Source organism: Arthrobacter sp. Y3225116 (assembly GCF_059091245.1).
Genome location: NZ_JBNHGL010000007.1, coordinates 17,194 through 31,334, shown reverse-complemented (window position 1 = coordinate 31,334; position 14,141 = coordinate 17,194). Strand labels below are relative to the sequence as shown.

Below are 14,141 nucleotides of genomic sequence, written 5' to 3'. Positions count from 1 at the left end.
TCAGAACGGGTACTGCGCGTGCCCGTTCTGCTGGATGGTGATCCAGCGCTCCTCGGTGAACGAATTGATGCCGGCCTGCCCGCCGAACTTGCCGTAGCCCGACTGCTGGATGCCGCCGAACGGGGCCATCGGTTCGTCCAGCACCGGCTGGTCGTTGACGTGGCCGATGCCGGTCTTGAGCCGCTGCGCCACCTCGATGCCCGCGGCCAGGTTCTCCGTGATGACACCGGAGGTCAGGCCGTAGTGCGTGTCGTTCGCCAGCTGCACCGCCTGTTCCGGGCCGTCCACCTCCATCACCGTGGTCGCCGAACCGAAGATCTCCTCGTCGTAGATCCGCATCTCCTCGGTGATCCCGGAGAGTACCGTCGCGGGCACCACGGCCTGGGCCGCCTTCCCGCCGCCGGCCAGCACCGTCGCACCCTTGGACACGGCGTCGTCGATCAGCGCGTACTGCCGGTCCGCCGAGGCCTGGGTGACCTGCGGTCCGATCACCGTGTCCTGCTTCATCGGGTCCCCGGTGGGCAGTGTGGCGACCTTCTCCGCGAACCGGCTCGAGAACTCCTCGGAAATGCTGCGGTCCACGATCACCCGGTCCACGGACATGCAGATCTGCCCGGCGTTCATGAACGAGCCGAAGGTCGCCGCCTGCACGGCGTAGTCGACGTCGGCGTCCTTGAGCACCACCAGGGAGTTCTTGCCGCCGAGCTCAAGCACCGCCGGCTTCAGGTTCTGCGCCGCCAGCGTGCCGACGATGCGCCCCACCTTGGTGGAACCGGTGAAGTTCACGTTCCGAACGCGGGGGTCGGAGACCAGGGTGCTCACCACCTCGTTCGCGTCCGCCCGGTCATTCGTGATGACGTTCAGCACTCCGGCGGGCAGGCCCGCATCCAGCAACGCGTCCGCCAGGAACAGGCCGCAGGAAAGCGGCGCGTCCTCGCTGGGCTTGAGCACCACGGTGTTTCCCACGGCCATCGGGATGGCCATGGCCCGCATCCCCAGGATGAAGGGCGCGTTCCACGGAGACAGCGCCGCCACCACGCCGTAGGGCTGCCGGACGGAGAACGAGAACTTGCCGGGCAGGTCGGTGGCCAGCACGTCGCCGCGAGGGGCGGTGGTGGCGGCGGCGGCCGAGCGCAGGATGTTGGCGGCCAACTGGACGTTGAACCCGGCCCAGACCGCCACGCCGCCCACCTCGCCGGCCATCAGCTCGATGCCCTGCTGCATCCGTTCCTCGAACAGGTCTGCCGCTTTCAGGAAAATCTTGGCCCGCTGGGTGGGAGGCGTTCCGGCCCAACCGTCGAAGGCCGCCGAGGCCGCGTCGACCGCTCGCGTGACATCTTCCGGCCCGGCGGCAGCGACGGTGGCGAAGGGTTCGCCCGTGTAGGGGCTGATGTCCTCGGTGGTCTTGCCGGAGGCTGCCGGGACGTGCTCGCCGTTGATGATCAACTCACGCGTGATGGGCATGGCGCTCATTCCTTTCCGAAGTGGCTGGGCCACGCCGCCGGCCACAGCCGAAGCTCCGGCCGTCCCCGCGGCCCGGATAAGGCGGAGCCTACTCCCGCCGTCGTGCCCGGACAATGGGACGGCCCGCGGATGAGGGCCGCCGGCGGCCGACGGGCTGCCCGGTCATAAGTGAAACCGTTTAAGTTGGTCGGTTATTACCGTTTTACGAAAGTGTGTGTGAGCCGCATCATGGAATTCAGGTTCCGCCGGCACCACAGGCGGAAAGACTTCCGAGGAGCTCGACCCATGACCCATTCCCTCACGCCGCACGTCGTCACGCTGGGCACGGCGGGCGGTCCCCGCTGGTGGACCGGCGAGAACGCAGGCCGCCGCACCGGCATCGCCACCGCCGTCGTCGTCGGCGATGCCGTCTACTTGGTGGATGCCGGCAACGGCGTCGGACGCCAGCTGATGAAGGCCGGCCTGCAGGTTTCGTCCTTGCGCGGGATTTTCCTGACCCACCTGCATTCCGACCACACGATCGATCTGGCCGGGCTGGCCATCTTCGGATTGTTCACCCTCACGCCGGGCCAGCGGAGCATCCGCATCCTGGGACCGGGCGACCGGGGAGAATTGCCGCCGGCTTCACCCCGCGCCACGGTTCCGCCGTCGCCCGTTTTTCCGCAGTTGCCGACGCCGGGCACCCGGGACATGTTCCACCACCTGATGCAGGCGTACGCCACCGATCTCAACGACCGGGTCATCGACGCTCTGCGCCCCTCGCCGCTGGACTATTTCGTGGCCGAAGACATCGTCGTCCCCGACGCCATCGGCTACCACCCGAACCAGAACCCGACGCCGGCCGGCATGGAGCCGTTCGAAATCTACCGGGATGAGCTGGTCACCGTGACAGCCACCCTCGTGGAGCATCCGCCCGTGGCACCCGCCTTCGCCTTCCGGTTCGACACGGCCGAAGGGTCGGTCACGATCTCCGGCGACACCGCCCCCTGCCAGAACCTGGTGCGGCTGGCCCGCGGCACGGACCTGCTCCTGCACGAGGCCATCGACTTCGACTGGGTGCAGCGGGCGTACGGCAGCATCGATTCCGACGAAGCCCGGGCCTCCATCGACCACCACCGCAGGTCCCACACCTCGCCGCAGGACGCCATCGCGATTGCCCGGCAGGCCGGAGCACGCACCTTGGCGCTGCACCATCTGGTGCCGGGAACCACGCCGGACGCCGTCTGGCAGGCACACGGCAAGGACTTCAACGGCACGTTCCTGATCCCCGACGATCTGGACGTTATCTCCTTCTCTTCCAGCGACCCGGAATTCACCGGAGTCGCCGATCATGACGAAATGGCGGTTGCACCATGAGCAATGACACGACGACGGCGTCGGCCCCTGCCGCGAACGACAGGCAGCCCGGGGACCTGAAGGTTCCCAGCCTCAACACCCCGGAAATGCGGCGCATCCTGGCGTCCAGCTTCCTGGGCAGCGCCATCGAATTCTACGATTTCATCCTCTACGCCACCGCGGCGGCGCTGGTTTTCAACACGGTGTTCTTCGTGAACCTGGACCCCGCGGTGGGGATCTTCGCCTCGTTCGCCACACTGGCGGTCGGTTACATCGCCCGGCCGCTCGGCGGGATCATCTTCGGCCACTTCGGTGACCGGCTGGGGCGCAAGGGGGTGCTGATCACCTCCATGGTGCTCATGGGCGTGGCCACCACCCTGATCGGCCTGCTGCCGACCACGGCCCAGATAGGCATGGCGGCTCCGCTGGCGCTAATCGTCCTGCGCATCGTCCAGGGCTTGGCCGTCGGGGGCGAGTGGGGCGGTGCCATGCTGATGGGCCTGGAGCACGCTCCGAAGGAACGCCGCGGGTTCGCGGCCAGTTTCGCCAACATGGGAGGTCCCGCCGGTGCGGTGTTGGCCACCCTGGCGGTTTCGGCCGTGTCCGTGCTGCCGGACGAGCAGTTCCTGACCTGGGGCTGGCGGCTGCCGTTCCTGATCAGCATCGTCCTGGTGGGCATCGGCCTGATCGTCCGCCTCAAGGTCGCCGAGTCCCCGCTGTTCCTGGCGCTGGAGGACAAGGCCGAGGAGAAGAAGATCCCGATTCTCGAGGTGCTGACGAAGTACCCGAAGAACGTGATCATGGGCACGCTGGTGGGGATGAGCTCCTACACCGTCCAGGGCCTGATGACCGTCTGGGCCATCTCCTATGTGGTGGACGAGGTCGGCCTGGACCGGACGAGCGTCCTCAACGTCAAAGCGTTGGGCGCGGCGCTGACCGTCGTCGCCATCTGGTTTGCGGCCCGGCACAGCGACAAGCTCGGCCGCCGGCCCGTGATGCTGATCGGCATCGCCGCCGGCGCGGTACTGGCCTTCCCCATCATGTGGATGCTGGAGCTCGGGACGCTGTGGCTGTTCGCGATCGGGCTGTTCCTGGCCAACGGCGTCATCCAGGGCACGATTTTCGGCCCGTTCGGGGCGTTCACCGCAGAGCTGTTCCCGACCCGGATGCGCTACACCGGCGCCTCGCTGGTCTACCAGCTCTCCTCAACGCTGGGCGCAGGTTTCACGCCCATGATCGCCAGCGGCCTGGTGCTGGCGGCCGGCGGCGAGCTGTGGCTGGTGGCGACGGTCTGGGCCGGCGCCTTCGTCCTCGCGGGGCTGTGCATCCTGGCGATCAAGGAAGGAAAGGACCAGGACCTTACCGCGGAGAGCATGTAGTTCCTCCAGCCATGGTTAACCGCGACGGCGGCCGTTGCCCGGGGCAGCGGCCGCCGTCGCGGTTAAGCGGGGTCAGGCCGTCGTATGCCCGCCCGTCACCTTGCTCGCCGAACTGACGGGACGGGATTACGCCGTCGTATGCTCATCCCATCCGCTCGCCGCTGCGCCGCCGACCTCGGCGCAGAAGTCCAGGAATGCCCGCAGCCTGAGGCTGGGCCGGGTGACGCTGGCGTAGGCCACGCAGACGTCGCTGTGCCCGACCGGCCCGTCGATTTCCACCGTGGCCAGGGGAAGCCCGTCGTAGCTGTAGTTGCCCGGCGGCCGCTGCACCAGCACGGTGTAGCCGAGGCCGCGCGCCACCATGCCCCGCACCGCCTCAAAACTCGACGAACGCCAGGCGATCTTCGGATCCAGCCCGGACAGCCGCAGATTGACCAGCTGGTTGTCGCGCACGGTGGGGATGTCCAGCGAGACAAAGTCCTCTTCGGCCAGCTCGGCCAGCCGGACGCTTTTGCGGGAAGCCAGCGGGTGGTCCGCGGCCAGCAGGACGTAGGGCCGGCCTTCCTTGACGGTTCGGGCCTGCACGCCGGGCAACAGGTGCCGCGTGTGCGTCAGCACCGCATCCAGATAGCCCTCTTGCATCCGGTGCTGCAGCTCGGCGGCCTCGCCTTCCTCCATGGTCACGGTGAGGCGCGGATGCGGCTTGATGAACCGTTCGCTGATCACCGGAACCCAGAAGGCGGACAGGGTGCTGTAACAGCCGATGGCCAGCGGGCCGACCAACCCCTGCTGGCGCTCGATGATGCTGTTCTGCACGTCGTCGGCATGCCGGACCAGGCTCCGGACGTCGCGCAGGAACTGCTGCCCGACGCCGGTCAGGGCGATTCCGCGGGAACGGTGCCGGACCATCAGCTGCGCGCCGACGATCCGTTCCAGCTCTGTCAGCGCTTGGGACATGGCTGCCTGCGAGATGTGGCTGGCGGCCGCGGCGGCCGAGATTGAGCCGTGATCGGCGACTGCAACAAAGTACTGCAGCTGTTTAAGCGTGAAGTCCACCACTCTGCCAGCGTACAAGTTGGCCCGCACCGGCGGCGTAACCAGCCGATTGTTGCGCCCGATGTACCGTGACGGACGCCTTGCAACGGTCGCTGGGGGTTGCTCGCCCCTGACGGGAAGATGGCTCTCAGGTTATCCACAGGTAAATTTCAGCGCTTGGACAGTTACCGAACCGTTATGTAGTGTTTTCAGCACGTCGGCGATCATGCGCCGATGTCCTCGGAGGGTATTGCCTAGCTCTGCCAGCCTTTCCGAGTTCGTTCGCTAGACATCTGGCAGAGGCGGGGGACCCACATTCCGGGCCCCTCTTGGGGCTCTTGGGGTTAAGTCGTACGGAGTGCATACCGCGCTGCCGCACGGCCGGGTGACTCCCACCCGAACCCGACAGCTTACCTCGCAGGCATTGGGAGAGGTATCTTCTTGCTGCTCAAAAACAATCGCGCACGCCACCGTGCCACCCCGGTCCGCAACACCACCGTGGCCGGTCTGTCCCAGGCTGTCTCGTCCCGCGCCGGAACCGTCGGCCGCGGCGCTGCCGTCGTCACCGCCGCCGGTGGCCTGATGCTGGGTGCCGGCCTGCCGGCCAATGCCGCCGCCGATGTCACGGTCCCGACCTACGGCGCTGCCAATGCGACGGACACCGTTGCCGCTCCGGCCAACGCCGGCTTCGAGGTGGAGCGCGCTTCCGTTACTAGCTCGGCTGCCGACGACGGTGCCGCTGCAGGTGCCACCACGCACACCGTGGTCGCGGGCGACACCGTGGGCACGATTGCCGCCCAGTACGGCCAAAATGTGCAGGACGTGCTGGCCATCAACGGCCTGAGCGCGTACTCCATCATTTACCCGGGCGACCAGATCGCGCTGACCGGCTCCGCGCAGGGCGCCCAGTCCGGTGGCGGCCAGGCAGCGCAGGGTGGCGGCGGAGCCGCTACGACCCTGGCTGCGTCGACCGACGCCGCGACTGTCTCGCTGGCCAGCGCCGACATCAAGCCCGCCTCCACCGGCGGCAACCAGAGCATCGTGGACATCGCCATGTCGGCACAGGGAACGCCCTACGTCTGGGGCGGCACCTCCACTGCCGGCTGGGACTGCTCCGGCTTCACCCAGTGGGTCTACGCACAGGCTGGTGTCGACCTGCCCCGCCTCAGCCAGCACCAGGGCAGCGCCCTGACCCCGACCAGCAACCCGAAGCCGGGCGACCTGGTGGTGCAGAACGGCGGCGGCCACGTGGGCATCTACCTGGGCGGCGGCAAAATGATCAGCGCCCTGAACCCGAGCCAGGGCACCTTGGTGCACGACGTGAACGCCATGCCCGTTACCGGTTACTACACGATGTAACCACCCCAAAGACTCCTGGACCGGCTATTCCCCCAACGGCCGGTCCAGGATCACAGGGAAGCCTCGTCGGCCTTGCGCCGGCGGGGCTTCTCCTCTTTATGCGCTGTCTCCTTCAACGTGACACGGGAGTGCACCTCTTTTAATTAATGGCGGGTTCCATGCTTGGCGGGCTTCTCCTCTTTCACCGCGCAAGCGGGACTCTATCCACTTCTATGCGGGGGGAATGTTCCTCCTGAAAAGGACCGGTGGGAGAATCCATCACGCGCACCCCTCCCCCGCAGGTGGCGGTTCGCGCCCGGCGGTGAGCACCGGCGTCGTTGTTTATTCGAGGTTGACCGCCGGGAATAGGAGTAAGCGGGGGCAGGTTAAGCTACTACTCCGCCTGCGCCCGGCGTTTTTGGGCTGTTTCCGGCCGCCCGCAACAGCACGATTTCCACTCGAGGATCTTCCCGTGAATAAAGACATGTCGACGAACAGAGCCTCGGCACGGCCCGGACCTGCCCGCAGCGGGCTGACGGCTGATGAGTCGCGCCGGAACCACCGCGTGATTGGCATCCTCTTGGTCTCTGCGTTCGTGGTGATCCTGAACGAGACCATCATGTCCGTGGCGCTGACCGAGCTAATGGTCGACCTGGACATCAGCGCCCGCGCGGCGCAGTGGCTAACCACGGCGTTCATGCTGACGATGGCGGTGGTCATCCCGGTGACCGGGTTCCTTCTGCAGCGTTTCACCACCCGTCAGGTCTTCACCGCGTCGATGGCGCTGTTCTCCGCGGGAACGCTGCTGGCCGCGCTTGCTCCGGGGTTCGAGGTGCTGCTGGTGGCCCGCGTGGTGCAGGCGTCGGGCACCGCGATCATGATGCCGCTGCTGATGACCACGCTGATGAACCTGGTGCCGGCCGAGGACCGCGGCAAGACGATGGGCAACGTCTCGATTGTCATATCGGTGGCGCCCGCCATCGGCCCGACCATCTCCGGCATCATCCTCAACACCTTGTCCTGGCGCTGGATGTTCTGGCTGGTGCTGCCGATCGCTCTGGCCATGCTGGTGGTCGGCAACCGGCGGATCCAGAACGTGACCGAGCCCCGGCCGGTGCCGTTGGACCTGCCGTCCGTGGCGCTCTCCGCCATCGGCTTCGGCGGCCTGATCTACGGCCTCAGCCAGGTCGGCGCCGGGCACGGAACAACGACGGCGGGGCCGGGCACGGGTGCCGCCATGTGGGTTGCGTTTGCGGCCGGCGGCGTGGGGCTGCTGGCATTCCTGCTGCGCCAGGTTCGGCTGCAGCGCTCGGACAGGGCGTTGCTGGACCTGCGGACCTTCCGTTCCGGCAACTTCTCCGTGTCCGTCGGGCTCATGGCTGTCAGCATGGCCGCACTGTTCGGCACCATCATTCTGCTCCCTATATATATGCAGCAGGTTTTGGGGCTCGAGCCGCTGCAGGTCGGGTTGATGCTGCTGCCGGGCGGGCTGTTGATGGGCCTGCTGGCCCCGGCCGTTGGCCGGCTCTATGACAGGTTCGGCCCGAGGGTGCTGCTGGTGCCGGGGACGACGGTGGTCAGCGCCGTGCTCTGGTTCTTCTCCACGGTCGGCGAGGACACCGCCCCGCTGACGCTGCTGGCGGCGCACATCGTGCTCAGCGTGGGCCTGGCGCTGCTGTTCACGCCGCTGTTCTCCGCTGGTCTCGGGTCGGTGCGGAGGCAGCTGTACTCGCACGGGAGCGCCGTCATCGGTACGGTGCAGCAAGTGGCCGGCGCGGCGGGCACCGCCATGTTCGTCACCGTCATGTCCATGCAGGCGGCCGCTCTTTCCGCTGGAGGTGCGGCAACGACGACGGCGGTGGCAGGCGGAGTGCGGATGGCTTTCCTGACCGGCGCCCTCATCTCCATCGTGGCCGTGGCGGCGGCGTTCTTCATCCGGAAACCGGTGGAGGAGCCCGCCGACGAGCCGGCTTCGGTGGAGGGCGCGCCGGTCGCCCGCTGACGACGGAGTTCGGGCGGGCCTGACCCAGGGGCACAGACGGTGCTTCTGGAGCCCAGCCGCACTTAGCCGGCCGAGCTCGGGTCGCACCCCAGCCGGTCGAGATCCGCTCGCTTGAGCCGGTCGATGTCGGACTGCACACATCGAGAACGCTTGACTTTCGACGCCCGTGCTTGAGCACCCATCCACTTCTTCTCCACAGCCAGCCCCGTGCGCTTGCTCATCCACATACCGACCCTTGGTTCTCCTCCCCTGTTCGAGGGCTTCATAGGCTGTATTTATGGCGATTGAGGTGCTGGATGAGGCTCCGGGAGCAGGGCAGGATGATTCCGTCCTGCTGGCCCGGATCCGCGCCGAGGTCAGTGAACTGAATCATCGCCTTCGGCGCGACGGGCTGACCCGCAGTACCAAGTCGGTGGCCCGGACGGCGGCACAGGTTGAAGAGCTGGCCAACATTGTTGGTCAAACCCAGCTGATTCTGGCTGGCATCATCAAAGCGCAAAACATCGCCGCCGTTGGAGAAACGGACAAGCCGCATGACCCCGAGGAACCGAATCAGCGTATGCGCGGCGCCTACAAAACGAACGAAGACTATCTGCGGGCGAAGCTGGGCATTCCCCGGCAGGAGGCTGCACGACGCTTCCAGCTCGCCGAGGCCACCGAAGTCCGCCCGGCGCCCCAGGGTAAGCCTGTTGTGCAGCCCAGGCTGCCGGTGCTCGCCCGTGCAATGGACGAAGGAATGGTCTCCGGGCAAGCCGCAACTCTGATCCGGAAGGCTGTCGACGGGCTGCGTCGCACCGCCGGCCCGGAGCAGCTCCGCAAGATGGAAGAGGCACTGGTTCAGCATGCCTCCGATTACGACACCGACTCGCTCAGGCTGCTGATCCGGCATTGGGAAGGCGGCCTCAACCCAACCGGCGCCGACCTTGGGCCAGCCGAGCTCAAAGCACGCCAGGGCCTGTTCTATCGCGGGCGGCGCAATGGCCTGCACTGCTACGAGATCAACGCCACCGACGAGCAGAACGAGGTTCTGGCAACCGTCTACAACACCGCCACCAACCCTCGGTTGAGGGAAGGAACGGCCACGGCCGGGGCAGTAGGATTTGATGCGGTTGACGCACCTGACACCGACTCCCAAATGAGCGGCGCTTCCGATAACGACGACGACTCAGACGCGGATGCTGAGGACAGCGGAGCGGACGTTTTAGTTAACGCGACGGTAGAGGACGGGCGTACCCGCCAGCAGAAGCAGCTCGACGGGCTCATTGGTGCCTGCAAAATCGCTCTCACGTCTGATCTTCTGCCAGCCGCTGGCGGACGCCGCCCGCAACTGCTGGTCACCATCGACTACAAGGACTTGGCCTCCGAAGTCGGACGTCCGGGAACCAGCATCTTCTCCGGGCCGCTGACCGCCAAGACAATCCGGCGGATCGCTTGCGATGCCGACATCATCCCGGTGATCCTCTCCGGTACGGGTGCGATTCTGGATGTTGGTCAGTCCCAACGGTTGTTTCCGAGGTACATGCGGCTGGCAATCATTGCCAGGGACGGAGGTTGCGCCTTCCCCGGCTGTACTGCGCCCGCTCCCTGGACCGAAGTGCATCACATCCAGTGGTTTGAAAAGGGTGGTCCGACCTCTGTCGACAATGGCGTCTTGCTCTGCGGGCACCACCACCATCTGCTGCATCAGGGCGATTGGCGGGTCGAGGTGAGCAAGGGCGTGCCTTGGTTCTTACCGCCGCTCAGCGTCGACCCGGCTCAAAAGCCTCTTCGCAACCACGTGTGGTTGAAAGCCGCGCGGCTGCCCGAACGCCTGCCGGAGCCGGCCGGGGCGGGCTCAGGCTCCGGTCCGCCCGGCGGCCCTTCACCGCGTGGAGGCGGCCCATTGGACCCTGACGCGGCGGTCCGCAGGACGGCCGTGCGCCACTCCAATCCGTCGCAGGTCCCGATGCAGTCGGAACTCGATATCGGGGTGGAGAGCGCCGCGGGAGGCACCGCCGTGCCCGGCAATAGTTCCAGTCCATTTGACGGTTGGCCGGCCCAGCCTGCAACGCCCCCGTTCTGACAACGGGCGTTGCCGCCGGACCCAGCTCCCCCGGTGACCCAAAAGCTTTCCCATTCCGCGCAAGAGCGTTTGGGAGTGGTCAGTTGGTTGCCTGACTACCCAGCACCGTTGTTGTCGCAGGCCTGCTGCATGGAGGCCAGGGCGTCGGCCGGAATCTGGTCGCCGGACTCGGCGATCTGCGACATCGGCCCGGTGATCTCCGCGGGAACGCCGGCTGCGTCGGCGGCAGAAACCAGACCCCCGAGCATCTCCTTTTCCTTTGGACCGATGCTGCCGTCCTGAATCGGGGCACACACCTGCTTGACTGCTTCTCCGACCGCTGCGTTGGCCAAGTTGGACGCGGCCTGACTCACCGCCTCGGAAGCGGAATTAGCCGCCTGGTCGACGGCGTCGGAGGCGGCCTGTTCGACCTGAGCACAGCCGGTGGCAAGCAGGGCGACGAGCGGCAGCAGGAGCAAGGCGGAGTATCGGCGATTCACCCTGCAACTTTACTATGCCGCGGCAGCGTTCCCGATAACGCGTCGGCGCCGGCGGCGCCGGGCCGTCCCTAGCGGTCCGCCGTGGACTCGGTGTCGGGCCGTCCCTAGCGGTCCGCCGTGGACTCGGTGTCGGGCCGTCCCTAGCGGTCCGCCGTGAACTTGCCCGCGGCGATGAGCAGGAGACCTCCGGCTGCGGCGGCCACGGCGCCGGTCACCATACTTGCAGCCACTGTTGCCACCCCCGCCGCCATGAGCCAACGGCCCAGGCTGCGCCGCTTATGAACCTGTTCCGGCGGAGGAGTTTGCTGGCCGACGATAGGCAGCGAAAGCGTGATCACCGCGCTGGTGTCGCCCTGCGCATCCGCGTCGACTCCCTGCTGGGAGTTCAGCGGTCCGGCGGGCATCGACAGCGCCCGAGCTAACGCCGGATCTTCGGCGGCGAGATGCCGTTCGATTTTTGCGAATTCGCGTCGTTCGGCGTCAGAAAGTTGCATCGTTGGTGCCGGCCCGTTCTGTGATGGACGCGTGCACCTGCGTGTGGTTCTTCATGGGATTCTTCCGGTGGGTACTGCGTAGGGCCTTTAGAGTATGAAAATCAAAGCCCGCCGAACAGTCGGTTGCGAACTGTTACGCCGACGTGTCTCGGGGAATGAAAAAGGGCGAATTTCACCGGCAGAAGCCCTCATTCGATGGGGCAATCCTAGCGCCCGGAAGATGGCCGATCTCGGCCGGCCAGAGATCGACAAAAACGCAGCAGCTCGGCCGATCTATGGCTACGCCTAAGGGGCACACGGTAGCCAGGCCGCACTCCCGGGCCATCGGGCCGTCAAAGGTAGTCAGCCGGCGGGGCCGTGGCTACGCTGGCAGAGAGGCACAACCTCACGGAGGAATCCAGATGGGCTTTGACCAGTACCACGAACCCGCCGCAGAGCTCTCCGCCGAGACGCGGACCTTTGCGCGTATGTGCGCCAACCTGACGGAGGAGGCCGAAGCCATCGGCTGGTACGAACAACGGATGTCGCTGGAGAAGGACCCGGAATCGGTCGCCATCATGGAGGATTCCCTGACGGAGGAGTTCAAACATTTCAGTATGGACCTGGAGTTTCTCCTGCGCAGGAAGCCTAAATGGCGCCAGATTGCCCGGGGCACCCTCTTCCAGGACGGCGACATTGTGGCCAACGGCGGGGCGGCCGAGGCAGCAACGGCTGCCGGCACGGATGAAACCGTAGTCCCCGCGTCCGGGCCGGTCGGCCGGTCTCCGTCGGGTGCGGCAAGTCGTACGTACCCTCGCCGGAGGCGAGCCGGTTCTGATTCGTCCCTGGGAATCGGCAGCCTCAAGGAGGACTTCTCATGACCATGGATCACCTGCTGCGCGAGCACGCCCCCATCTCCGACGGTGGCTGGGGGCTGTTGGACCGGGAGGCCAAGGAGCGCCTCACGGTTGCGCTCGGGGCCCGCAAAATGGTGGATTTCGCTGGTCCGTTCGGCTGGGAGTATTCGGCGACAAACCTCGGCCGCACCGAAAGCATCACGGGTCCGGCCTTGGCCGACGGCGTGGCGACGCGACGGCGCGGGGTGCTGCCCCTGGTGGAGATGCGCGCCCCATTCAAGGTTTCCCGGCTGGAACTGCTTGACCATGACCGGGGCGCGGCCGATGTGGACCTCACGGACTTGGCCGAGGCGGCGATGCAGATTGCCATTGCGGAGAACGCGGCCGTATTCCATGGCTGGAGACAGGTGGGCATTGAGGGGGTCACGAGCGCCACGCCGCATTCGCCGGTTCCCCGCGTGAATGACTTCAATGACTACCCCAAGCGTATTGCCAAGGCCGTATCGGCGCTGCTCCAGGCCGGCATCGGAGGTCCGTTCGGCCTGGCACTCGGCCCCGGACACTACACGGCCGTGGTGGAGGCGACCGAGCGCGGCGGCTACCTGCTGTCCGAGCACCTGCGCAAATTGCTGGGCGGTCCGATTGTCTGGGCGCCGGGAGTCCGCGGGGCGATCGTGATGAGCCTGCGCGGCGGGGATTTCCTGTTCGAATCCGGCCAGGACCTCTCGGTGGGCTACGACCGGCACGACGAAGAGTTCGTGTACCTGTACATCGAGCAGTCCTTCAGTTTCCGGGTGGCCACGCCGGAAGCCGGGATCCATCTCACCGGCAGCGACGGCTAAGACGGCGGAATCGGAGGACCGGGCTCGCGGCCGCCTGACCAGCGGACCAGCCCACCGGGCGGGCGTCAAACGGAGCCAGCGCAGAATGAGCACACCTGGCCGCCGGTTACGGCCGCGCGCCGTTGAAGAGCCGACCATTGGCCGCCACCTGACTCCGTGCCTACATTGGGTTGGACCACATCGAAAGGAACCCCATGTCACGCATTGCCATTTTCGGAGGCCACGGCAAGGTCGCGCTGCACCTGTCCCGCATCCTCACCGCGCAGGGCCACGAAGTCAGCTCCATCATCCGCAATCCGGACCACGTCGCCGACGTCCGGGAAACCGGTGCGGTGCCGGTGATCGCCGACGTCGAGAAGACGACCACCGACGACCTGGCAGACCAGCTGCGCGGCCACGACGCCGTCGTCTGGTCGGCCGGCGCTGGCGGAGGCAATCCCGCCCGGACCTATGCAGTGGACCGGGACGCGGCCATCCGGTCGATGGACGCGGCCGTGGCGGCCGGGGTGCAGCGCTACATCATGGTGTCTTATCTGGGCGCCGGCAAGAACCACGGCGTGCCGGAGGACAACGCGTTCTTCCCCTACGCCGATGCCAAGGCCGCCGCGGACGACTACTTGAAGTCCACATCACTGGACTGGACAATCCTGGGGCCGAGCTCGTTGACGCTGCAGCCAGCGACCGGGAAGATCCAAGCCGGACCGGGTACTCCTAACGGTGAAGTGAGCCGCGAAGACGTTGCAATGGTGGCGGCCGAAGTGCTGGCCGTTCCTGCCACGGCAGGCAAGGTGATCGAGTTCATCAACGGCGGCACGCCGATCGGCGCGGCCGTCCGAAGCGTGTGATTTAACCACAGAACCCCGCGCTGGTCCCAG

12 protein-coding genes and 1 riboswitch are annotated in these 14,141 nt (G+C 66.6%); of the genes, 8 read left to right on the top strand and 4 right to left on the bottom strand.

Annotation, left to right across the window (positions count from 1 at the left end):
- A complete protein-coding gene (locus AC5RV2_RS01825) occupies positions 1-1,464 on the bottom strand; it encodes an aldehyde dehydrogenase family protein (protein WP_494090907.1) in 1,464 nt (487 codons plus the stop codon).
- A gap of 285 nt (positions 1,465-1,749) precedes the next feature.
- Here AC5RV2_RS01825 and AC5RV2_RS01820 point away from each other — a divergent pair, with 285 nt between their 5' ends.
- Both AC5RV2_RS01820 and AC5RV2_RS01815 read left to right on the top strand, forming a co-directional pair.
- Positions 1,750-2,820, top strand: a complete 1,071-nt coding sequence (locus AC5RV2_RS01820) for an MBL fold metallo-hydrolase (protein ID WP_494090906.1) — start codon at positions 1,750-1,752, stop codon at positions 2,818-2,820.
- Positions 2,817-4,178, top strand: coding sequence for an MFS transporter (locus AC5RV2_RS01815; protein ID WP_494090905.1), 1,362 nt, complete (start codon positions 2,817-2,819; stop codon positions 4,176-4,178). Before AC5RV2_RS01820 ends, AC5RV2_RS01815 begins: the two co-directional genes overlap by 4 nt.
- Before the next feature lie 126 nt (positions 4,179-4,304).
- Here the strand turns inward: AC5RV2_RS01815 and AC5RV2_RS01810 are convergent, their stop codons facing one another.
- The gene (locus AC5RV2_RS01810; protein ID WP_494090904.1) at positions 4,305-5,237 is read right to left on the bottom strand and encodes a LysR substrate-binding domain-containing protein; all 933 of its coding nucleotides are present in this window, start codon (positions 5,235-5,237) and stop codon (positions 4,305-4,307) included.
- A gap of 249 nt (positions 5,238-5,486) precedes the next feature.
- A riboswitch (cyclic di-AMP (ydaO/yuaA leader) is annotated at positions 5,487-5,651 on the top strand.
- A gap of 3 nt (positions 5,652-5,654) precedes the next feature.
- Here AC5RV2_RS01810 and AC5RV2_RS01805 point away from each other — a divergent pair.
- The 3 genes from AC5RV2_RS01805 to AC5RV2_RS01795 all read left to right on the top strand — a co-directional run bounded on the left by AC5RV2_RS01805 (position 5,655) and on the right by AC5RV2_RS01795 (position 10,615).
- Complete coding sequence (locus AC5RV2_RS01805; protein ID WP_494090903.1) at positions 5,655-6,572, top strand: C40 family peptidase; 918 nt, start codon at positions 5,655-5,657, stop codon at positions 6,570-6,572.
- 463 nt (positions 6,573-7,035) lie between these two features.
- Positions 7,036-8,553, top strand: coding sequence for an MDR family MFS transporter (locus AC5RV2_RS01800; protein WP_494090925.1), 1,518 nt, complete (start codon positions 7,036-7,038; stop codon positions 8,551-8,553).
- A gap of 277 nt (positions 8,554-8,830) precedes the next feature.
- Positions 8,831-10,615: an HNH endonuclease signature motif containing protein gene (locus tag AC5RV2_RS01795; RefSeq protein ID WP_494090902.1), complete on the top strand. Its 1,785-nt coding sequence runs from the start codon at positions 8,831-8,833 to the stop codon at positions 10,613-10,615.
- A gap of 95 nt (positions 10,616-10,710) precedes the next feature.
- On the opposite strand, the gene AC5RV2_RS01790 is transcribed toward AC5RV2_RS01795, so the two are convergent.
- Positions 10,711-11,094 carry a hypothetical protein gene (locus AC5RV2_RS01790; protein WP_494090901.1) on the bottom strand — a complete coding sequence of 128 codons (384 nt, stop codon included), beginning with the start codon at positions 11,092-11,094 and terminating at the stop codon, positions 10,711-10,713.
- A 140-nt stretch (positions 11,095-11,234) separates the two neighbouring features.
- Positions 11,235-11,588, bottom strand: a complete 354-nt coding sequence (locus AC5RV2_RS01785) for a DUF3040 domain-containing protein (protein ID WP_494090900.1) — start codon at positions 11,586-11,588, stop codon at positions 11,235-11,237.
- A 401-nt stretch (positions 11,589-11,989) separates the two neighbouring features.
- Between AC5RV2_RS01785 and AC5RV2_RS01780 the strand changes: the two genes are divergently transcribed.
- The 3 genes from AC5RV2_RS01780 to AC5RV2_RS01770 all read left to right on the top strand — a co-directional run bounded on the left by AC5RV2_RS01780 (position 11,990) and on the right by AC5RV2_RS01770 (position 14,111).
- Positions 11,990-12,448, top strand: a complete 459-nt coding sequence (locus AC5RV2_RS01780) for a ferritin family protein (RefSeq protein WP_494090899.1) — start codon at positions 11,990-11,992, stop codon at positions 12,446-12,448.
- Entirely contained in the window at positions 12,445-13,266 is an 822-nt protein-coding gene (locus tag AC5RV2_RS01775; RefSeq protein ID WP_494090898.1) for a family 1 encapsulin nanocompartment shell protein, read from the top strand. Before AC5RV2_RS01780 ends, AC5RV2_RS01775 begins: the two co-directional genes overlap by 4 nt.
- A 194-nt stretch (positions 13,267-13,460) precedes the next feature.
- Positions 13,461-14,111 carry an SDR family oxidoreductase gene (locus tag AC5RV2_RS01770; protein WP_494090897.1) on the top strand — a complete coding sequence of 217 codons (651 nt, stop codon included), beginning with the start codon at positions 13,461-13,463 and terminating at the stop codon, positions 14,109-14,111.
- The last annotated feature ends 30 nt before the right edge of the window (positions 14,112-14,141 follow it).

Coding starts and splice junctions, on each gene's coding strand:
- AC5RV2_RS01825 (WP_494090907.1), bottom strand. CDS start 1,464: ATGCCCATCACGCGTGAGTTGATCATCAACGGCGAGCACGTCCCGGCA.
- AC5RV2_RS01820 (WP_494090906.1), top strand. CDS start 1,750: ATGACCCATTCCCTCACGCCGCACGTCGTCACGCTGGGCACGGCGGGC.
- AC5RV2_RS01815 (WP_494090905.1), top strand. CDS start 2,817: ATGAGCAATGACACGACGACGGCGTCGGCCCCTGCCGCGAACGACAGG.
- AC5RV2_RS01800 (WP_494090925.1), top strand. CDS start 7,036: ATGTCGACGAACAGAGCCTCGGCACGGCCCGGACCTGCCCGCAGCGGG.
- AC5RV2_RS01795 (WP_494090902.1), top strand. CDS start 8,831: ATGGCGATTGAGGTGCTGGATGAGGCTCCGGGAGCAGGGCAGGATGAT.
- AC5RV2_RS01785 (WP_494090900.1), bottom strand. CDS start 11,588: ATGCAACTTTCTGACGCCGAACGACGCGAATTCGCAAAAATCGAACGG.
- AC5RV2_RS01780 (WP_494090899.1), top strand. CDS start 11,990: ATGGGCTTTGACCAGTACCACGAACCCGCCGCAGAGCTCTCCGCCGAG.
- AC5RV2_RS01775 (WP_494090898.1), top strand. CDS start 12,445: ATGACCATGGATCACCTGCTGCGCGAGCACGCCCCCATCTCCGACGGT.
- AC5RV2_RS01770 (WP_494090897.1), top strand. CDS start 13,461: ATGTCACGCATTGCCATTTTCGGAGGCCACGGCAAGGTCGCGCTGCAC.